Raw genomic sequence first — 18,970 nt, forward strand, 5'->3', positions numbered from 1 at the left:
ATTCCTTATTGTAAACACTTACTTTTCATCCATTTGTACTTTTATTAGATACTTGTAATATTTTCTTCTTTTAGTAGTGGCAGCTGAATTTTTACTTTTGTACCTACCCCAATTTCACTGGAAATTTTTACCCCGTATTGTTCGCCGTATAATAGCTTAATACGTTCATGAACGTTGCGGACTCCTATTCCACTAAAGAGTTTTCGCTTATTTTTGAAGTTAGGTAATTTATTTGCTTTCATTTCCATCCCATCGCCATTATCTACGACCTCGCAAATTAGCCGATCACCTTCGATTGCCACAAGGATATGGATATACCCACCCGCTTTATGATTAAATGCATGGAAAAAGGCATTCTCGATAAAAGGCTGGATGATAAGTTTAGGTAGCTGATAGGATAAACAATCAGGTGAAATAAAGTAATTAACTTTTATCCGTTCCCCATAACGTACATGATTTATAAACACATAATTTTTTAAATTAGACAGTTCCTGTTCCACAGTAATTGTTTCACTAATATTTCCAATGGCATTTTGGAGCAAAGAAATGAGCGCATTGATTGTTTCAGCGGCTTTTTCTTGATTGCCCTGCTTCACCATAATTTTCACGGAAGTGAGTGTATTATATAAAAAATGCGGATTTATTTGCTGCTGAAGTGCCTCCAACTCGGCATTGCGTTGCTTTTTTTGCGTTTGAATTAACTCATCAACATAATTATGCAACTCATCCAGCATAAAGTTAAATGCTTGAGCCAATTGCCTAGTTTCATAGCTGCCGTTTACTGATACGTATTTGTCGAAGTCATATTTAGCCATATTTGATATTTGGTTTACAAGTTTCCTTAATGATCTCGTCAATCTCCTTGAAATTAAAAATACAATCAACAAGGCAGCTACTACGATTACTGTACTTATGAGCACGATTGCTTTTTTATTGATTAACTGGTGCATGACTATTTCTTTATTGATCAGATTAACGAGGTACATATCCAATGATGGTAAATATTCTGCCAAGACAATATGATTTTTCCCCATCACATCTGCATCTATATAAGCCATGTCACTTTCTTCAATTTCTTTAGCGTAGTGAAGAAGCTCAATCGCCTCTTGGCCCAATAGATCTTGTTTGTTGCTAGATACAACGACACCCGATCGATCCAATACAACAACGTCATTTCCATAGCTTGTATAATTAGAGTAAAACTGTTTAAAGTCTTTTTCTCGAATACCAATATAAAACGAGCCATATATGTTACCAGTGGATCTCTCGACCAAAGCCTTCGATGCAACAATCATCGGAGCTTGGTTATTTTCACTTGATCCTAAATAGTGGTACGTTAATTTTTTCTGATCTGTAATAGGGTATTTTCTTAGATCCACAGCTGAAACGGGCCAGTACGCATAATTAGATGAATACATTCGTCCATTTATACCAGCAACAACGATATTAAGTTCATAAGCATCAACATTTGAATGGATATAAGACATTTGCTGATCCATGCTGTAATACGCCTTCATCATCGACATTGAATTAGTATCCTTGTCTGTTAGGAAGCTTTTAATTTTGCCGCTTTGCTGTATGTTATTAGATGCTTTCACAATCGAATAACTAAAAGACTCAAAACTTGTTTTGATGTGATTAATTACTTTGGAGTTTGTAATGCTAAAGGTTTCCATGAAAAGACGCTCAGACATGCGGATTGTGCTGAAAGTAATTATTACCGAAACGGTAACAATACTAATAACCATCACAAGGAACATTTTAATAAACAGGCCATGTTGGTTAAATCGTTCTAAAAGTCGCTTCATTATTATGCTCTTTTCTTATGTAAAAAATCTTTTTCGATAACTGCTTGGAGATATCCCCATCATCTTTTTAAATACTTTAGTGAAATAGCTATGGTCAGAATAGCCAACCATACCGCTAATTTCAGATATTGAAACCGTCCCTTTTTCAAGTAGTTCAACTGATTTTTCAATTCTAATTCTGTTTAAATACTCACTAAAGCCTTCTTTATTGTGCGTATTAAAAAAAGTGGACAAATAGGAAGGATTGAAGTGAAAATGTTTCGCCATTTCCGATAGGCTAATCGACTCGGCGTAATGTCTTTCGATATAATCTAACAATTTTCGCATATTTGGGTGACTAATATCATTAGATTTAGATGTAATAATAGTATTCGCCTCTGCTAGAAACGAATGTAAAAGCGCAGTCGCTTCTTTTACATGTGTTGCATCGTTTATGGATGCAAAATAGCTATATTTTTCTTTTTCCAATGCTTCATTATCATAATCCATATTGCCTAATAGAACTGTAATATTGAATATGATATTACCTAGAAACGATTTAAATTCAAATACATCCATAGTATATTGGCGAGACAGATCATCAACATGCTTTTCCAGGTAATCAAAAGCAGAGTCGAACTGTTCACGCTTAAAATCTTCAGTAAAACGGTTTAAATTGAAGGGGTTGTTCCCATTAGCTAGTTGGCTAGGCAGCTCATCATATATTAATACCGAATTATTTTGAAGATAAAAATGATACTGAATCATTTTTAAAAGTTGGTCATAATAGATTTTCAAATCTGTAATTAAAGTGAAGGGCTCGCTCACTATCCAGCCAATCTCTCGATCAGATGTAGACATTACTTTTATACTTTCGTGAATTGATGGCAGTTTATCTATATTGAAATTTAAAAGATATGTGATGTCCAGGTCCGTCGTGGCAACTGGATGAATGGAAATATCCTTTAGATGAAGCTTTAAGTTTTTCTCAGCATCCTCCTCCAACTGTCTAGATTTCGTACCGTTTATTCCTAACAAACAAAAATGGCTGTAAGGAAAAACTTCAGTTATCGTCTCAAGGGGATGATCAATCTCATAGCCAGATATCAATTTTTCGATCATTTGTTCAATAGTTGGAATAGTATCTTTTGAATTCTTTCCGGTAGTAAAAAACGGGAATTTCTTAGCCGCTTGCTGTAGCGCCTTCTTAAGTTCTGGTCCGTCTAATTTAGGCTTCAATATATAGTCAGCAACTCCACTTTGAAAAGTAGAGCGTACATAGTCAAAATCTCCAAAACTGCTTAGCACAATAACTTCAATATTGGGATAATCTTTTTTTATAGCCCTTGTCAATTCTTCTCCATCCATCATCGGCATAACGATATCGGTAATCACAATGTGAGGATCCAACTTTTCTATCATGTCCAATGCTTCTCTTCCATTCGCGGCCTCTCCGACAATCTGAAAGCCCTCTTGCTCCCAATTGATATAATGTTTTATTCCCTGTCTAATCAAAACTTCATCATCAACAATCAATACCTTGCACCATTCGTTCACTGGTACTGTCATCCTCCTCACCAGTTAAATAACGATTTTTCATCAGAAACTCCATTATATCATGAGACATTTCAAACAAAAAAACCAGGAGCAGCCATGCCCCTGATTTTCCGACAAAGTTCGGGGCGTGACAGGCACCACCCGATTTACTTTATTGAGATTATGTTTTGGTCTCCGGCTTTTACTTGGCCGCTTGTTTCAAGGGAAATTGTTTCTCCTTCAGCCAAATTTGTGAAGACGATTGGCGTCATGGTTGAAGGTGCATTTGCTGCAATAAAGGTAAGATCGACTTGTAAAAGAGGCTGACCAGCTTTCACGGTGTCTCCTTCCGATACAAATACTTCGAATCCTTCACCATTTAATTTAACTGTATCTATACCCACATGGATGAGTATTTCCCGGCCACTTTCAGATAGAATACCGATTGCATGTTTAGTCGGGAACACATTGATGATTTTTCCATCTACAGGAGAAACGATTTTTCCGTCAGTAGGTATAACAGCAAACCCGTCTCCCATCATTTTCTGAGAAAATACTGCATCTGGAACCTCTGATATTGGTTTAAGTTCACCCGTAATCGGGGAAACAATTTTATCAGCCGTTTGATGATTGTTGCTTAGGCTTGCAGTGCGCTCTACATTTGTTGGCTTGGCTACTTCCGCTGGACGAGGATTTTTACCACTCATAATATCTTGCATTTGTCCTTTAATTATTTCTGAGCGCGGACCAAAGATTGCTTGAATATTATTTCCAACTTCAAGTACACCTGCAGCACCTAATTTTTTCAACTCTTTTTTATTCACATCTTTAATATCATTAACGGAAACACGGAGTCGAGTAATACAAGCATCTAAGTTAGAGATATTTTCTCTTCCGCCCATTGCTTCAAGAATATTGTAAGCAAGATCCGCATTGCCTTTTGAAGCCGTTTCCTCTTCTTCAATTTCATCTTTTTCTCGTCCAGGTGTCATGAGGTTAAACTTGCTAATCATGAAACGGAACAAGAAATAATAAATGACCGCAAAAACTAAACCGAGTAAAATCGCGATCCACCATGGCTCTCTACCAGGCAATATTCCAAATAGGAAAAAGTCGATTCCACCACCCGAGAACGTGTAGCCAATATTTACGCCAAGATATGTCATTAAAACGAATGATAAACCATCCAAAATCGCATGGATTAGGAAAAGTACTGGTGACAAGAATAAAAATGAAAACTCGATTGGTTCAGTAATCCCTGTTAAGAAAGAAGTTAAAGCACCAGATGCTAAGAGTCCTGCAACAAGCTTTTTCTTTTCAGGTCGTGCTGCATGATACATCGCAAGTGCTGCTGCTGGCAAACCAAACATCATAATTGGAAATTCTCCAGCCATGAAGTTACCAGCTGTTATTTCTACACCATCTCGTAGTTGAGCAAAGAAGATCGTCATATCACCGCGAACTACTGCACCACTAGTCGTTGTATAAGAACCGAACTCATACCAAAACGGAGCATGGAAAATATGGTGCAACCCAAATGGAATGAGCAGTCGTTTAATAAATCCAAAGAAGAAGACCGCTATATATGTTCCTTCCTCAATGAGCCAAAGAGACGCATTATTCATTCCAGCTTGAATCGGAGGCCAAATTAATAGTAATAATAAACCTGCGACAAAAGATGCTGCTGCTGCAGCAATCGGAACAAATCGTTTTCCGGCAAAGAATCCAAGGAAAGAGGGCATTTCAATATTATGGTATTTGTTATAACAAAAAGCAGCAATCAGCCCTACGATAATTCCTCCAAAAACACCCGTTTGTAATGTAGGAATCCCGAAAACAAGGCCATAACCCGGGTTATCAGCCATCATTTCTGGAGTAATTCCCAGCCATGAACTCATTACTTGGTTCATTACTAAATACCCAACAAGTGCAGCAAGAGCCGCCGCTCCATCCCGCGCTAATCCAATCGCAACTCCTATTGCAAATATAAGTGGCAAATTACCAAAAATAATACCACCAGCATCCTCCATAACGCTAGCTGTTAACTGTATCCAATCTGCAGACAAGAAAGGCATGAAATTTAGCATTGTTTCTTGCTGAGCAGCATTACCAATACCAAGCAGTAAACCTGCTGCTGGAAGAAGGGCTACTGGTAACATTAAAGCTTGACCAACTTTTTGCAATACACCAAATGCTTTTTTAAACATTCGATAATCCTCCTAAAAAAATTTTTTTCTTCTTAAAAGTAAGAGCAAACAAAAAAGGCATGAGTAAAAAAGATGATAGGAAATAAGAGTTTTATTCTCCTATTTTCACTCATCCTTCTTAACTCATGCCTGATCGAATCAGTAACACGTTAAAAGTATATTCAATTATTTCATTTTCGTTTGAATTCGCTGCAAATGCAGTGTTAAATAAACGGCTTCTGCATCATATACGTGTTTCTTTAATGTTTGCTGCATCACTTTAATCAGCTTCCATGCAAGATTATAGCATATCGGATATTCCGTTTTCAACAGAGAAGTAATTTTCTCAGGCTCTGCTACTTCTTCCCCTCTTACCACCCGCTCAATTGTAAAGTGGAGATGCCGGATGAGACGCATATAATCGATACTGCTCTTATCAATTTCTATGTCAAATTGTTCCTCAATCATTTTCACAAGCCGAACAATAAGATCAGAGTGTAGCGCGAGATCACGAACATTTTTATTCACAAGTGCACTATGAATATGAAGAGCGATAAATCCAATTTCCCCTTCTGGAAGTTCAACAGTAAGATGTTTGTTGATCATTTCCGTTACTTCAGCCGCAATTTCGAACTCCTTGGGATAAAGACCCTTTGTCTCAAGCAAAAAAGGGTTACGAATCCCCATCCCCTTTTTCATCCGATTAACTGCAAAAACTAAGTGATCTGTCAACGCAACATGGATATGCTCATTCAACGGCATACCTGCCCGTTTATGAATAATTTCAACTGCGGAAATAATCACCTTCAGTTTTTCATCATCGAGATTGGAAAGTAATTGTTTGTATTGTGTCTGTTCATCCGGGTCTTTTAATACAAACATTTTTTCCACTTTCTCTTGAACGATGTGATCTCCTGATTGTCTGCTAAAACCGATTCCACGTCCGATTAGAATTACTTCATTACCGCTTACATCTGTAGCAATCAGAACATTATTATTTAAAGACTTTTTGATTAAAAACTTTTCCATAAACATATCTCCAATATTTATCCTTCATACTATTTTACCATTAAACATTCAGTTATTGGCTATGTTTTAAGCGGAATCAATTTATATTAGAATGTTTCAATATAATATCATTGACCCGGGGATTGAACATATTTTTGATACATACCGTTTAATTTCTGTACATAATGTCCGGCTTTTCCCGGAAAACGCTCCTGGCCAAAACTTTTAACGGGGATAATTTCCTGGATAGAATTCGTAAAGAATATTTCCTCAGCATTCTTTAATTCTGAAGTATAATATAAACCTTCTTCAACGGGCATGCCTAATCGGTCCGCCATTTTTAAAACAAATTTCCGAGTAATGCCATTTAATATGCCAGTTTCAAGCCCAGGAGTAAAGAGCATTCCGTTTTTAACCCAAAACAAATTCGAAGTGACACCTTCTGCTAAAAATCCCGCTTCTGTAAGAAAAATCCCTTCCTTGCTCGGATCAGGTCCGAGCTCTCGCTTTGCAGCTACATTATTGAAAAAGTGATGCGATTTTAATCGGTTTGCAGTTTCCGGAGTATTTCGAGTAATCTTTAAAATAACAGCTTCTTTTTCTCGTAGCTGTTCCATCTGCGGAAGCGGTTTTTGATACATAATGACAGTTGGTGAATCATATGGTTCAGTTTGCAGTCCGATTTCCCCAATACCTGCCGAGACGTTAAACCTAATATAAGAATCCTGCAAATTATTCAAGCTTGAGAGCTCTTCAATAATGGAAGATACTTCAGAACGAGCAAATTGCCGATTGATTTGAAGTTCTTCAAGCCCCTTATTCAATCTCTCCAAATGATCGTCAAGTAAAAATGGATGCCCGCCGTATGTTCGAAATGTTTCAAACACGCCAAGACCATAAATGTATCCGTGGTCCAATGGAGAGATCACTGCTTTACTTGTTTCAATAAATTCGCCGTTCAAATACATATACATATTCAACTTACTTCCAGTCGAAAGGAATCGAGAAAATTTTGCAACAGTTGCTTCCCTGATTCTGTCATAATTGATTCAGGGTGAAACTGGACGCCCTCAACTGGTAATTCCTTATGTCTGATTCCCATTATTTCGCCCTCAGAAGTCCATGCAGATACTTCCAAACAATCGGGAAGTCCCTCTTTTTTCACGATTAAAGAATGATAGCGTGTTGCCCTGAATGGCTGATCCACTCCAGTGAAAACTGTTTTTCCATCGTGGAAGATCGGCGATGTTTTCCCGTGCAGTAAACGTTCCGCCTTTACAACCACTCCCCCGAATACTTGCCCAATGGCCTGATGGCCGAGGCATACACCGAGAATTGGAATCTTTCCGGCAAAATAACGAATGGTATCGAGCGAAATACCCGCTTCGTCTGGTGTACAAGGACCAGGTGAAATCACTAAGTGATCGGGAGCAAGTTTTTCAATTTCTTCTATAGAAATTTCATCATTTCTCTTTACTATTATGTCTTCGCCAAGCTCACCGAAATATTGTACAAGATTGTATGTAAATGAATCATAATTATCAATCATGAGAATCATCATTCGTCCCCCTATTCTCAGCCACTTCCTTCGCTTTCCAAAGTGCGGCTGCTTTTTTCAGCGATTCCTCATACTCCGCTTTTGGGTCGGAATCAATCACAATACCCGCACCGGCCTGAACGTGACATATTCCCGCTTTTACAAGCATCGTCCGAATAACAATATTCAAATGGACATCCTCATTAAAGCCGATCCAGCCAATAGAGCCTGTATATACTCCACGTTTTACCGGCTCTAATTCTTCTATAATTTCCATTGTTCGAACTTTCGGTGCCCCTGTAATCGTTCCACCTGGAAATACAGCTTCAATTAAGTCATATGAACTTTTTTCTTCCGCTAGCTTACCGCTTACATGAGAAACGATGTGCATCACATGCGAATATTTTTCAACCGTCATTAATTCGTCTACCTTTACGGACCCATATTCGCATACTCTTCCAAGGTCATTTCTTTCTAAATCAACAAGCATGATATGCTCTGCTTGCTCTTTTTCATTTTCAATCAGCTCGTTTGCAAGCCGCATATCTTCCTCATGATCTTTGCCGCGAGGTCTCGTACCAGCAATTGGTCTTGTACTTACAATATTGTCCTCTTTTTTTATTAAAAGTTCCGGAGACCCTGAAACAATCTGGAATTCCGGTGTGTGTATATAGCCCATATATGGAGACGGATTAAGATCACGAAGCTCTTTATATATTTCAATTGGAGGGATAGCTAGCTCCCGTGACTGTCTAACAGTCAAATTAACTTGAAAAACGTCTCCATCAGCGATATATGCTTGTACTTTTTGAACTGCAATAATGAATTCGTCTTCTGTAAACGAAACTTGGAGTTCGTTATTTTTTTCATCAGAAACAGTTGTTGAGTCAAGCTCAACCGGATCAGAAAGCCATGCATTTTTTGCTGTTTCTAGCCTTTCTTGTGCTGGCCCACGGTTCAAAACCATTACCCATAAACATTCCTCTTCATGGTCAAAAACAGCCCACTCGTCAAAAACAAGAAAATGTAACAAAGGTAACTTCAAATCATCATCTGCAATATCCGGGAGTTTTTCAATACATTGCCCATAATCATAACTAATATAACCAATGGCCCCTCCTTGAAAATCAGGTAGCCCATGTTGGGGTGGAAATGAAAACTGGCTCATCCACTTTTCCATCACCGCGAGTGGTTTACCGGAAACAACAGTCCGCTCGCCCCCTTGATCAATTTCAACTTGCTTTTGGTTTGCTTGAATCGCGGCAAACGGCTTTATTCCAGCGATACTATACCGGCCGGTCCGCCCGCTTTCTAGCAAGACGTGTCGATCCTCATTCGCTGTTAAGGACAAATATGATTGAAAAAACCTTTCTTTCGTAAAGGGAATTTTTTTATATAAAACTGGTTCTACTACCAATTGAACGCCACTTCCATTCTAAATACCGATGATATTTTATCTGATAAGATTTTACCATTTAATCTCCCCATAACGGTAATCTTTTAATAAACTTTGCATAGCATAATAAGCACATCCTTCTAATTTACATTCATACGACGTTTCTTTACCAATATTTTATCCGAATAAGGAAAACAAAACGTTTTAAATTAATATAGATTAAGGTATAATGCAAGTAAGAAGACTTTAAAGTAAAAAAACCGTTCCGATGCAAGACACATCGAAACGGCCATACAATAGCAGGTTCCCGTTAGGGGATCGGCACATACAACGTGCTAAAACCGCCGGAGTGGGGAAAACTCAAGGGCGGTTTTAGTCTTTTTTATTAAATGACAGTATGGCTATGATCAATATTGCGAATGTGAACATCGCAGATAGTGCTTCATATACTGTCATACGGCATCACCTCCCTCCTTATGGAGGAAACGTGTGCCGACCGCCCATGAGAAACCTATTCTATTGCTTCTCAAGTATAACATATAGCGTGCATGAATTTTACAGAATATTGCAATAGGAAACTTATTTATATGACATTGGGATATAATATAAATAACCGTTCCGATGCTGGTAACATCGAAACGGCCATGCAATAGCAGGTTCCCGTTTTGGGGATCGGCACATAGTGTGTGCTAAAACCGCCAGAGCTGGGAGTACTCAAGGGCGGTTTTAGTCTTTTTATTATATGATTTATTTAAGTTCCAGTAATTTTTCCAGCACTTCCTGAACAGCAAACCCTTCTTTAAATGTGACGAGTTTCGCTCGTTCACCGGAAATCGCTTTTACAAGCTCATCAATTAATCCGGTCCTGGCATTTTCTCTTTCTATTTCTACATTCTCTTGTTCTAATAGATTACTGCCTGTAAGAACGCTCCAATTTAGGAGAGACAATACTCCCTTATCCCCATACATACGAAAGTTAATTTCTTCTTTTTTGCCAATTCCGCTTAGCCCATCTACCAAAATGGGAACACCGTTTTCGAGCTCCATCCGTGCAATAATTCCAGTTTCGCATTGTGCCTCATTTTCCGGATACTCAATATATGTATGAATGTTTTTAACTGCACCAAATAGTTGATGCATCAACTGGATATAATGAGGCGTGATTTCACGAACAAATCCACCTTGTTCTCGACCGGCAATCCATGGATTTTGCTGCCACTCACGAGGCCATGTAGGAAACTGCATCGTTAGCTCAACTCGCTTAAGGTTGCCGATATAGCCACCGCGAATTTTCTCCTCCAACACTTCAACTGGATTACTATAAGGAAGAGGAAAATTAATTGCATGGACAACGCCAGCAGTTTCCGCTAGCTCTAACATTTCTTTCGCTTCTTCCAATGAATTTGCTAGTGGTTTCTCACACAATACATGCTTTCCTGCTTTAAGCACATCCACTACAATTGGATGGTGAAATTTCGGTGGAACAGCCACATACACGAGATCAACTAATTTATCTTGAAGCAATTCACGGTAATCAGTATAAGTAGATGCTTCAGGTAAATCCCTTTTCATTTCCTCAAGTCGCGCTACATTAACATCACTAACAGCTGTAACATTTGTTTCAGGATGTGCTGTAAACTGCTTTAACAGTCTTTCTCCAACCGCACCAAGCCCTATAATTCCAATATTTATTTTCCCCATACTCAACACCCGCCATCTCTATTCTCTTCTATAAAATCATATCCTTCGGGCATCGAAGTTTCAACTAATGTAGAAATAAATTAAAAGAAAATGGAACCCCTTAAATCAAAATCTTAATTTCCATTAATATTTGGCCCTTTTCTTATACTGTTTTTTCCCGTCTTCAAAAACTTTCTTTGCCTTAGACAAATCATTTCCATCAATAAAATAGGCAACTCCAGCCTGGCCAATTCCGTATGTGACCCCACCAGCAACTGCGCCTGATATTACACTCCCAGCAGCAGGAATTAATTTAACGGCTGAACGAACCCCTTCCCTAACGGCGAATGCAAGTCCAAGATTCGCACCCATTGCGCCAATAAATTCAACAGCTGTTGTCCGGCTGATTTCACGCCCGGCAATATAAGCAATCGCCATAATCATCAACGCTTGAACTGCTGTCAAAAGTGGCATATCGGCAAATGGTATCGGTTCAAGCCCGATGATTCCTGCGATGCCGGCCATTGTCATGATAACTTTTTGTGCTACTTTTTTTTTAGCTGAAATGGCCTGCGATGCTTTGGCTGTTTTGATCTTTGCTTCATTTGGTAATGAATCAATTAAGTAGGAAGCAACCTCATCAACATTCCAACGCATGTCATATAAAATTTTTCCGGTCTCATCAAAATCGACGTATGTACATACGGGAATGATCTTCAATAGCGGTATTTCGCTCTCCTTAAAACGTTTTTCCATTAACTCCATGGCTGTTGCAATATTTTTAGCTTTTTCCGGATTTGCGTCAAACGGAATTTGCTTATAATAGGGAGGATCCAGTTCATCCACTTGCGTAACAATGCAAATCACCGGAACATCATATTGATGCTTATTCCAGATAAATTCACGCAATTTATTTAACTCCTGTAAATCTTCTTCAATTCTTGCATCTGTTTCTTTTGCTTTAATCAAAAATAAAAAAACATCTGGCTGCTCAGCTTCCACTTCTTTCTGCAATTGTTCTAGTGCAGTTTTATTCTCAATTTGTTCGAGTGGCTTCTCACTCTCACCAAGTCCTCGTGAGTCAAGAAGTCTAATCTTTTTATTCTCCTCTGAAGGATACCAAAGCCATTTGCCTTTCCCAGTTCCCGCCTGGACAGAGCTTACAAGTTGCTTTTCCTCACTAAACAAAGCATTAACGAGAGAAGACTTCCCCGCTCCCCTTCTTCCCACGAGTGCGATTCTGGGTTCGCGCGCGTCCACTGTCAATTCTTTCAAATCACTCAACTTATCCATCATTTTACTTTTGGATTTTCCAGATAGCGGCAATTTATCAACCTGTGCTTTTATATTTGAAAAAATAGATTCAAAATTAGACTCTTTCTCGTTACTCATGTTTGATCCCTCGCAATCTCAATCTCTTACAGATACTTTCCCCATTAAAGAACAGTTGAACCCCTGTTTTTGTTTTCATCTTTACACTTTCAGCTTATAATATGACTATGAAAGGAAAGGTCTTTGAAAATGAAAATTCTTAAATGGTCTTATACGAAGCGCTATAATATTAAAGCTCGTTTTGATCAATTTCCCCATTCAGAGGTAGTTTTTAGACAAATTAAGGATTATTATTTTATTTATACAGTCTTTTGGTCAAAGGAAGATCCTGCTGTTGAGCGGCCCCATTTGGAAGAAATGGAGGTTCTTCTTAACCGTGAACTTGGAACTTTAGACTGCTATTTAAAACGAACAGCTCTACAAAAGCTTAATCTTCAATGAAACTAGGTGCAAACATATGAGTATTTTAACCGTAAATAATTTAAGCCACGGTTTTGGCGATAGGGCAATTTTCAATAATGTATCATTTCGTTTATTGAAAGGCGAACATATTGGGCTCATTGGCGCCAATGGCGAAGGCAAATCAACATTTATGAATATTATTACAGGCAAGCTTCAGCCTGATGAAGGAAAAGTAGAATGGGCAAAAAAAGTGCGCGTCGGCTACCTAGATCAGCATGCCATTCTTGAAAAAGGTTTAACGATTCGAGATGTGCTAAAAATGGCTTTCCAATATTTATTTGATCTTGAAGCAGAAATGAATGGAATATACGAGAAAATGGGCGAAGCGTCTCCTGCAGAATTGGAGCAATTGTTAGAGGAAACTGGTGTTTTGCAAGACATGCTCACTAATAATGACTTTTATCTTATTGATTCCAAGGTGGAAGAAATCGCTCGCGGGCTCGGACTTGATGACATCGGCCTGGACCGGGATGTACAAGAATTATCCGGCGGCCAAAGAACAAAAGTCTTACTAGCCAAGCTGTTGCTTGAAAAGCCGGATATTCTTCTTTTGGACGAGCCTACAAACTATTTGGATGAAGTTCATATAGAATGGCTGAAGCGCTATCTTCAAGAATATGAAAATGCTTTTATTCTTATTTCTCATGATATTTCCTTTTTGAACAGCGTCATCAATTTGATTTATCACATGGAAAACCAGGAATTGAACCGCTATGCAGGTGACTATCATGATTTTATGAAAGTATATGAAATGAAGAAACAGCAGCTAGAAGCGGCATTCAAAAAACAACAACAAGAAATTTCCGAACTGAAGGATTTTGTTGCCCGCAACAAGGCAAGGGTTGCGACCCGTAATATGGCTATGTCGCGGCAGAAAAAGCTCGATAAAATGGAAGTCATTGAACTGTCTGGAGAAAAACCGAAACCAGAATTCAAGTTCCGAGAAGCAAGAACATCAGGAAAAGTTATTTTTGAAACTAATCATCTTGTTATCGGCTATGAAGAACCGCTCTCAAAACCACTGAAACTTCGAATGGAACGCGGCCAGAAAATCGCGTTAACTGGAGCAAATGGAATTGGAAAAACGACATTACTTAGGAGTATACTTGGAGAAATTAACCCTGTATCTGGTAGTGTCGACTTAGGGGATTACTTGCATATCGGCTATTTTGAACAGGAAATCAAAAGTGGAAATTCCAACACATGCATTGAAGAAGTATGGAATGAGTTCCCTTCATTTACCCAGTATGAAGTACGAGCTGCTCTCGCTAAATGCGGTCTGACAACAAAGCATATTGAAAGTAAAGTAGATGTGTTAAGCGGTGGTGAAAAGGCTAAGGTTAGGCTTTGCAAGCTTGTCAATACCGAAACAAATATACTCGTCCTTGACGAGCCGACGAACCATTTAGATGTAGATGCAAAAGCTGAATTAAAACGGGCACTTCAAGCTTATAAAGGTTCCATCCTTCTCATAAGTCATGAGCCGGAATTTTACCAAGATATCGCCACTGAAATATGGAATTGTGAATCGTGGACAACTAAGGTTTTTTAACGGAGTTGAAAAATGATGAAGGTTGAGCGTCTTGAATCAATGCTTAAAGACTTAGAAGAAAATCGAATAAAAATAAGAGAAAATAGTAGGATTTATTATGATGAAGAGCTGGACGTTAAGCAAATTCGGGAATATTATCAATCCTTTGATTTCACTATCGAAGACTCGCATGAGAGATTTCGGGAGCTTCAATCTCTAGTCGAGGATTCGCATAAAAACCGGCTGCCTTATTTTATTAGCAAGGACGAGTTATATACATGGGTAGAGCTTCAGCCTGACGGAACCATAAACAATATTTATTCGGGGGAAGAAAACAATCCTGAGAATTTATTGAAGCAAGATTACGAAATTCAAAATCGGCGACGGGAGTTTGGGACAAATGAGCAAATTGCCCAAACCATACCAGAAGAATTTAAATTCAATGCGGAGCATATCGTTCCACAGTCATGGTTTGCAGGGCGTGAGCCGATGAAAGGTGATCTTCATCATATGTTTGCCTGCGAACCACACTGCAATGCCACCCGCTCCAATTATGCCTATTATGATTTTCCCTATTACGAGCCGGAATCGCCAAATGAAAGGATTCAGAATCATTGCGGAGTCGCTTCTGATGATTTATTTGAGCCGGAATATGGAAAAGGGACAGTTGCACGTGCTATGCTTTATTTCATACTGCGCTATCCGGATACAATCCAGAAACCTTATAACAGAAAAATTAATTTTAAACTTTTAAGGAAGTGGAATGAGGAATTCCCTCCAGCTATCTATGAAAAACATCGCAACCAAGCGATTTTTAAGATCCAGGGAAATCGTAATCCATTCATTGATTTCCCTGATTTGGTGGACACCTTATATTTCCCGCTCAGACGGTAAAAGTCTGGCGGTTTTTTTAATTGCCTATTTTTATTGAGTTGGTGAGAAGTTCTATGAATATGGGGTGAAGCAACCCCTCTTCTAGGTGGGCAGGAGTCAGGCAGACGACACGTCCATGACCATACTCATGTGTCCATCCTGCGATAGATGAACCGTCTACAGATTTGGATTTTAGAAATACATTTGTATTATCTTCATCACAGTAAACGAAATAATGCTCATCCAATATTTCGAACTGTACATGGTGATCAATTATGTCTGTCCCTGGCTCTGAAATATATGTAACAACTTGATGTTTATCCGGATGATGTTCAAAGTAGCCTTTTAACAATGACGTATATTCAGTAATATTTTCATAGGATGCTAGACCTGAGTGCCAGGCAATCCAGCAGCCGCCTTCTTTTACATATTCACTTATTGCTGATGCAACTTCATCGTCCATCCAAGTCTTAATTTCATCGTCCTGTGGATTTAGACGATTCTCTTTAAATAAAATAACCGAATCAGGATTACTCCGCAAATGTTCTATCATATTTTCTGCAGAGAGATATTCCACGCTTACCTCTGGAACTGATTCCAGTGCTTTGTTTAGTGATGCGACCGCCCACTCCTTCTTATGATAAAAATCTCCGACAAATGCAATTACTCGCTTCGACATTTTTTCACCTCATTTTAATCGTTTTCCAGTAGCTCAAGCATAACTTTCAAATCTTTAACTGAGTCAATATAAGCATATCGTCCGCCTTCATATTCACCTTTTTGAACTAGTGGCATTTGCGCTCCCTCTAATAATTGAACCTTTTCTTTCATACCTTCAATTTCAAAGGCAATATGATGCACACCTTCCCCATGCTCGTCAAGATATTCTCTCCAAGTACTTGGATGTTCGTCCGGCTCTATTAATTCTAGTTGAAGTGATCCCATATTAAAGAATGCTAGTTTTGCTCTCGCTACGGTTGATTCTCCCCTATATTCCGTTTGTGCTTTATCAACAGTATCTGTAATAATCGCTTCAGGCTTATCTACCCCAAAGAAGTCAGCATACACTTGTGAAGTTTTTTCAATATCATGTACTAGAATCCCAATCTGTGTGATGAAATTATTGCCTAATAAATTTTTGCTCATGATTAAACTCTCCTTTTTTTAAAGCGATTTCAAAAAAATATTGGCTTTTTTAGAAAATTCGGTAAATCGATTCTACCATTCGTCATTTCACCGGTCAATATAAGAAAACACGCAATTCTTAAAAGAAGTGCGTGTTTCCTTATATTACTTAGATATAATCTGCATTCCTTCTAGAGCTAGTGCGTAGTGAACGGCATGTTTTAACGTTGCGAAGCATTTAAATTCATTCAAATATATACCTTTTGAAACCAATTGCATACTTAAATTAGGGGTAATGCCAACAATTATTGGAACTGCTCCAACCAAGGACACGGCCTGTGTAACATTTTCCAGTAAGGAAATTACATAATTATCCATTTCCTTCATTCCAGTTACATCGAATATGATAATGTGAGATTGATTTTCAGTGACCTCATGCAAAGTTTTTTCAATTAATTCGCTTGATCTACATTCATCGAAACGCCCCATCATCGGTACTACCACTATGTTTTCCAACACAGGGATAATAGGAGAGGATAAATCCTTGACTAGTTTGTTGAGTTCTCTAGTCCTATCCTCCACAATCGCCTCGAGTTTTGTAATTTCAAATTCTTCTTTTCCGTCAAGTAATTCTTTAATATTCTCTGCAGGTGAAGTATTTGCTGAAAAAAATCTAATTTCCGAAACTTCATCACCAAATAATGGATGCTTTACCGTTTCATACCATATCTTTTCTTTAAACAGCACTGAAAGAATACCAGCCCAATGGCCAGCAAGAAAGCTACCGGGTTCTTTTTTATTTTGCTGGCGATTGATTTTCATTTCCCAATCCTCGCGAAGTTCAATTACTGCTGCCTTCTTCTCAGTAGAAAATTCTAAAATTGTATAAACTCCCCACCCGGCGCTCATATAAATGTCAGGTAACAGCGCAAGAAGCTCGTCCATAGTCTCGGTGTGCTGGACAAAAAATTCGCCGACAATAGTGCCTGTACGATAGCCAGTGGCTTCCATTACTACACGGGCGCTTTCTTCACCGACAATTTCTTCAATTGTATCCATTAAGGTTTTAAAAGCTGAATCTATCCAGAAAAGCAGAACATCTTCCCCTTGGAATTTTAATAAACCCCGATCCATATCCCAATAAAATTCAGCGCTATTTATTGCCTTCGAATACTCATTTGACTTCACACGCATCTACCCTCCACAAATATCCTTTTCCTTATTTTACCTTACCTATAATATAAGTGTATAGAAAATGTTCAGACGGGTTATGTAGTCTTACATAACCTTTAGGCACTCGTATTATTTTTTCCGATTCACTTCTACTAGCTGCCCCTTGAATATTCTTCTTGGGAGAATATTCAATTTCAGCTCTCTGCCAATTTTTTTCAATTCGCGCTCTTCTCTTTCAGATATTAAAGAAACAACGGTCCCTGTTGCCCCCATTCTGCCGGTCCTCCCCGAGCGATGAATATACTGTTCAGTATCCTCTGGGAAATCATAATGAATGACATGTGTCAGACCTTCTATATCGAGACCCCTAGCGGCCACATCAGTCGCCAGTAAAACCTTCACATTACTATCGCGTAGGGCTCTTAACGATTTTTCCCGTTCGCTTTTTCTCATCTCGCTGTGAAGCATTTCCAAAGATACACCTTCGTACTTAAGCTTTTCTGCAAGTACAGTCATACTGCCAACAGACCTCACGAAAACAAGGACCTTTACCCTATCCATAGCAGCAATTTTTTGTAAAAGCTTTGCTTTATCGCGTGGTTCACATAGTAAATAACAATGATCAACAGTAGCAGAAACCGTGTCCTTGTTTCGGCTAATTTTAATCTTTTCGGGCATTCTTCCAATCATTGCTTTCACTTGGTCAATATCTTTCACAGCCGTAGCGGAAAACAATAGAAGTTGACGGTCATTCATCGTCGATTTTACAATTGTCCGAACTGTTTCAAGATGCTCCTTCACTAACAATTGATCGCCTTCGTCAAGGACAATTGTCTGAACTTCATGCATTTTGAGTTTTCTCAATTTAATCAATTCCAAAATACGTCCGGGCGTACCGACAACAATTTGTGGGCGCTCTTTCAATTTATCTAGTTGACGCTTAATATTAGCTCCTCCCACTAAGGAAGCCCCTACGATTGCCGTTCCTTCTGTCCACTTTTGCACCTCTTGATAAATTTGCATAACAAGTTCACGAGAAGGAGCTAAAATAACAGCTTGTAAGCTTTTACTTTCTTCTTGAATTTGATTAAGGATCGGAATTAAATAAGCTACTGTCTTTCCCGTTCCAGTAGGTGACTCTGCAACGAGATCTTTACGTTGTAATATGAATGGGATAGCTTCAGATTGAATAGCTGTAGGGCTTTCAAACCCCGATTTTTCCCATAGATTTTGAAGTTGAGGGTTTATATTTGATAAAAATTGATTGTCCTTTTTCATACCTTACTCCTTACTTCCCTTATTTCGGGATTGTTCATACTTCTATCATACACAACCAATCCCATT

The 18,970-nt window shown here is 38.5% G+C and carries 17 protein-coding genes; 3 read left to right on the forward strand and 14 right to left on the reverse strand.

The features are described 5' to 3' along the window. Nucleotides 1–44 precede the first annotated feature (44 nt). The 10 genes from KHA88_RS18050 to KHA88_RS18090 form a co-directional block, all read right to left on the reverse strand. Nucleotides 45–1,808, reverse strand: a complete 1,764-nt coding sequence (locus KHA88_RS18050) for a sensor histidine kinase (protein WP_213099664.1) — start codon at nt 1,806–1,808, stop codon at nt 45–47. A 15-nt stretch (nt 1,809–1,823) separates the two neighbouring features. After that, nucleotides 1,824–3,356 (reverse strand): response regulator transcription factor, encoded by a 1,533-nt coding sequence (locus KHA88_RS18055; protein WP_249308741.1) that lies wholly within the window; start codon nt 3,354–3,356, stop codon nt 1,824–1,826. A 134-nt stretch (nt 3,357–3,490) separates the two neighbouring features. Next, the gene (gene ptsG, locus KHA88_RS18060) at nt 3,491–5,530 is read right to left on the reverse strand and encodes a glucose-specific PTS transporter subunit IIBC (RefSeq protein ID WP_213099663.1); all 2,040 of its coding nucleotides are present in this window, start codon (nt 5,528–5,530) and stop codon (nt 3,491–3,493) included. A gap of 165 nt (nt 5,531–5,695) precedes the next feature. Beyond that, nucleotides 5,696–6,538 (reverse strand): glucose PTS transporter transcription antiterminator GlcT, encoded by an 843-nt coding sequence (gene glcT / locus KHA88_RS18065; RefSeq protein WP_213099662.1) that lies wholly within the window; start codon nt 6,536–6,538, stop codon nt 5,696–5,698. Between the two features lie 107 nt (nt 6,539–6,645). Continuing rightward, entirely contained in the window at nt 6,646–7,491 is an 846-nt protein-coding gene (gene pabC / locus KHA88_RS18070; RefSeq protein ID WP_213099661.1) for an aminodeoxychorismate lyase, read from the reverse strand. 2 nt (nt 7,492–7,493) lie between these two features. Next, nucleotides 7,494–8,075 carry an aminodeoxychorismate/anthranilate synthase component II gene (pabA, locus tag KHA88_RS18075; protein ID WP_213099660.1) on the reverse strand — a complete coding sequence of 194 codons (582 nt, stop codon included), beginning with the start codon at nt 8,073–8,075 and terminating at the stop codon, nt 7,494–7,496. Then, the gene (gene pabB / locus KHA88_RS18080) at nt 8,059–9,471 is read right to left on the reverse strand and encodes an aminodeoxychorismate synthase component I (RefSeq protein ID WP_213099659.1); all 1,413 of its coding nucleotides are present in this window, start codon (nt 9,469–9,471) and stop codon (nt 8,059–8,061) included. Before pabB ends, pabA begins: the two co-directional genes overlap by 17 nt. Nucleotides 9,472–9,822: 351 nt before the next feature. Next, entirely contained in the window at nt 9,823–9,906 is an 84-nt protein-coding gene (locus KHA88_RS21495; protein ID WP_430413681.1) for a putative holin-like toxin, read from the reverse strand. A 291-nt stretch (nt 9,907–10,197) separates the two neighbouring features. Next, nucleotides 10,198–11,151, reverse strand: a complete 954-nt coding sequence (locus KHA88_RS18085; RefSeq protein ID WP_213099658.1) for a Gfo/Idh/MocA family protein — start codon at nt 11,149–11,151, stop codon at nt 10,198–10,200. Nucleotides 11,152–11,274: 123 nt separating this feature from the next. Next, nucleotides 11,275–12,522 (reverse strand): GTPase family protein, encoded by a 1,248-nt coding sequence (locus KHA88_RS18090; protein WP_213099657.1) that lies wholly within the window; start codon nt 12,520–12,522, stop codon nt 11,275–11,277. 129 nt (nt 12,523–12,651) lie between these two features. On the opposite strand from KHA88_RS18090, the gene KHA88_RS18095 reads away from it, so the two are divergent. The 3 genes from KHA88_RS18095 to KHA88_RS18105 are packed head-to-tail and all read left to right on the forward strand — an operon-like array spanning nt 12,652 to nt 15,349. Continuing rightward, on the forward strand, nt 12,652–12,903 hold the full coding sequence (locus KHA88_RS18095) for a hypothetical protein (protein WP_213099656.1): 252 nt from the start codon (nt 12,652–12,654) through the stop codon (nt 12,901–12,903). Nucleotides 12,904–12,919: 16 nt separating this feature from the next. Further along, the gene (locus KHA88_RS18100; protein WP_213099655.1) at nt 12,920–14,476 is read left to right on the forward strand and encodes an ABC-F family ATP-binding cassette domain-containing protein; all 1,557 of its coding nucleotides are present in this window, start codon (nt 12,920–12,922) and stop codon (nt 14,474–14,476) included. A 12-nt stretch (nt 14,477–14,488) separates the two neighbouring features. After that, nucleotides 14,489–15,349: an endonuclease I family protein gene (locus KHA88_RS18105; protein ID WP_213099654.1), complete on the forward strand. Its 861-nt coding sequence runs from the start codon at nt 14,489–14,491 to the stop codon at nt 15,347–15,349. Nucleotides 15,350–15,365: 16 nt separating this feature from the next. Here KHA88_RS18105 and KHA88_RS18110 read toward each other — a convergent pair whose 3' ends face one another. The 4 genes from KHA88_RS18110 to KHA88_RS18125 all read right to left on the reverse strand — a co-directional run bounded on the left by KHA88_RS18110 (nt 15,366) and on the right by KHA88_RS18125 (nt 18,904). Continuing rightward, the gene (locus tag KHA88_RS18110; RefSeq protein ID WP_213099653.1) at nt 15,366–16,007 is read right to left on the reverse strand and encodes a ThuA domain-containing protein; all 642 of its coding nucleotides are present in this window, start codon (nt 16,005–16,007) and stop codon (nt 15,366–15,368) included. 14 nt (nt 16,008–16,021) lie between these two features. Beyond that, nucleotides 16,022–16,474, reverse strand: coding sequence for a VOC family protein (locus KHA88_RS18115; protein ID WP_213099652.1), 453 nt, complete (start codon nt 16,472–16,474; stop codon nt 16,022–16,024). Between the two features lie 144 nt (nt 16,475–16,618). Next, complete coding sequence (locus KHA88_RS18120; RefSeq protein WP_213122623.1) at nt 16,619–17,647, reverse strand: STAS domain-containing protein; 1,029 nt, start codon at nt 17,645–17,647, stop codon at nt 16,619–16,621. A gap of 108 nt (nt 17,648–17,755) precedes the next feature. Continuing rightward, nucleotides 17,756–18,904, reverse strand: coding sequence for a DEAD/DEAH box helicase (locus KHA88_RS18125; RefSeq protein WP_213099650.1), 1,149 nt, complete (start codon nt 18,902–18,904; stop codon nt 17,756–17,758). Nucleotides 18,905–18,970 lie beyond the last annotated feature (66 nt).

Origin of the sequence: Lederbergia citrea (genome assembly GCF_018343525.1) — a bacterium.
Lineage (GTDB): Bacteria > Bacillota > Bacilli > Bacillales > Bacillaceae_C > Lederbergia > Lederbergia citrea.

What these genes read in the sequence shown, in the direction of transcription:
- KHA88_RS21495 (WP_430413681.1), bottom strand. Translation starts at nt 9,906, where the DNA reads ATGACAGTATATGAAGCACTATCTGCGATGTTCACATTCGCAATATTG.
- pabC (WP_213099661.1), bottom strand. Translation starts at nt 7,491, where the DNA reads ATGTATATGTATTTGAACGGCGAATTTATTGAAACAAGTAAAGCAGTG.
- KHA88_RS18085 (WP_213099658.1), bottom strand. Translation starts at nt 11,151, where the DNA reads ATGGGGAAAATAAATATTGGAATTATAGGGCTTGGTGCGGTTGGAGAA.
- KHA88_RS18100 (WP_213099655.1), top strand. Translation starts at nt 12,920, where the DNA reads ATGAGTATTTTAACCGTAAATAATTTAAGCCACGGTTTTGGCGATAGG.
- KHA88_RS18105 (WP_213099654.1), top strand. Translation starts at nt 14,489, where the DNA reads ATGATGAAGGTTGAGCGTCTTGAATCAATGCTTAAAGACTTAGAAGAA.
- ptsG (WP_213099663.1), bottom strand. Translation starts at nt 5,530, where the DNA reads ATGTTTAAAAAAGCATTTGGTGTATTGCAAAAAGTTGGTCAAGCTTTA.
- KHA88_RS18090 (WP_213099657.1), bottom strand. Translation starts at nt 12,522, where the DNA reads ATGAGTAACGAGAAAGAGTCTAATTTTGAATCTATTTTTTCAAATATA.
- KHA88_RS18125 (WP_213099650.1), bottom strand. Translation starts at nt 18,904, where the DNA reads ATGAAAAAGGACAATCAATTTTTATCAAATATAAACCCTCAACTTCAA.
- KHA88_RS18110 (WP_213099653.1), bottom strand. Translation starts at nt 16,007, where the DNA reads ATGTCGAAGCGAGTAATTGCATTTGTCGGAGATTTTTATCATAAGAAG.
- glcT (WP_213099662.1), bottom strand. Translation starts at nt 6,538, where the DNA reads ATGGAAAAGTTTTTAATCAAAAAGTCTTTAAATAATAATGTTCTGATT.
- KHA88_RS18115 (WP_213099652.1), bottom strand. Translation starts at nt 16,474, where the DNA reads ATGAGCAAAAATTTATTAGGCAATAATTTCATCACACAGATTGGGATT.
- KHA88_RS18095 (WP_213099656.1), top strand. Translation starts at nt 12,652, where the DNA reads ATGAAAATTCTTAAATGGTCTTATACGAAGCGCTATAATATTAAAGCT.
- KHA88_RS18055 (WP_249308741.1), bottom strand. Translation starts at nt 3,356, where the DNA reads ATGACAGTACCAGTGAACGAATGGTGCAAGGTATTGATTGTTGATGAT.
- KHA88_RS18050 (WP_213099664.1), bottom strand. Translation starts at nt 1,808, where the DNA reads ATGAAGCGACTTTTAGAACGATTTAACCAACATGGCCTGTTTATTAAA.
- pabA (WP_213099660.1), bottom strand. Translation starts at nt 8,075, where the DNA reads ATGATTCTCATGATTGATAATTATGATTCATTTACATACAATCTTGTA.
- KHA88_RS18120 (WP_213122623.1), bottom strand. Translation starts at nt 17,647, where the DNA reads ATGCGTGTGAAGTCAAATGAGTATTCGAAGGCAATAAATAGCGCTGAA.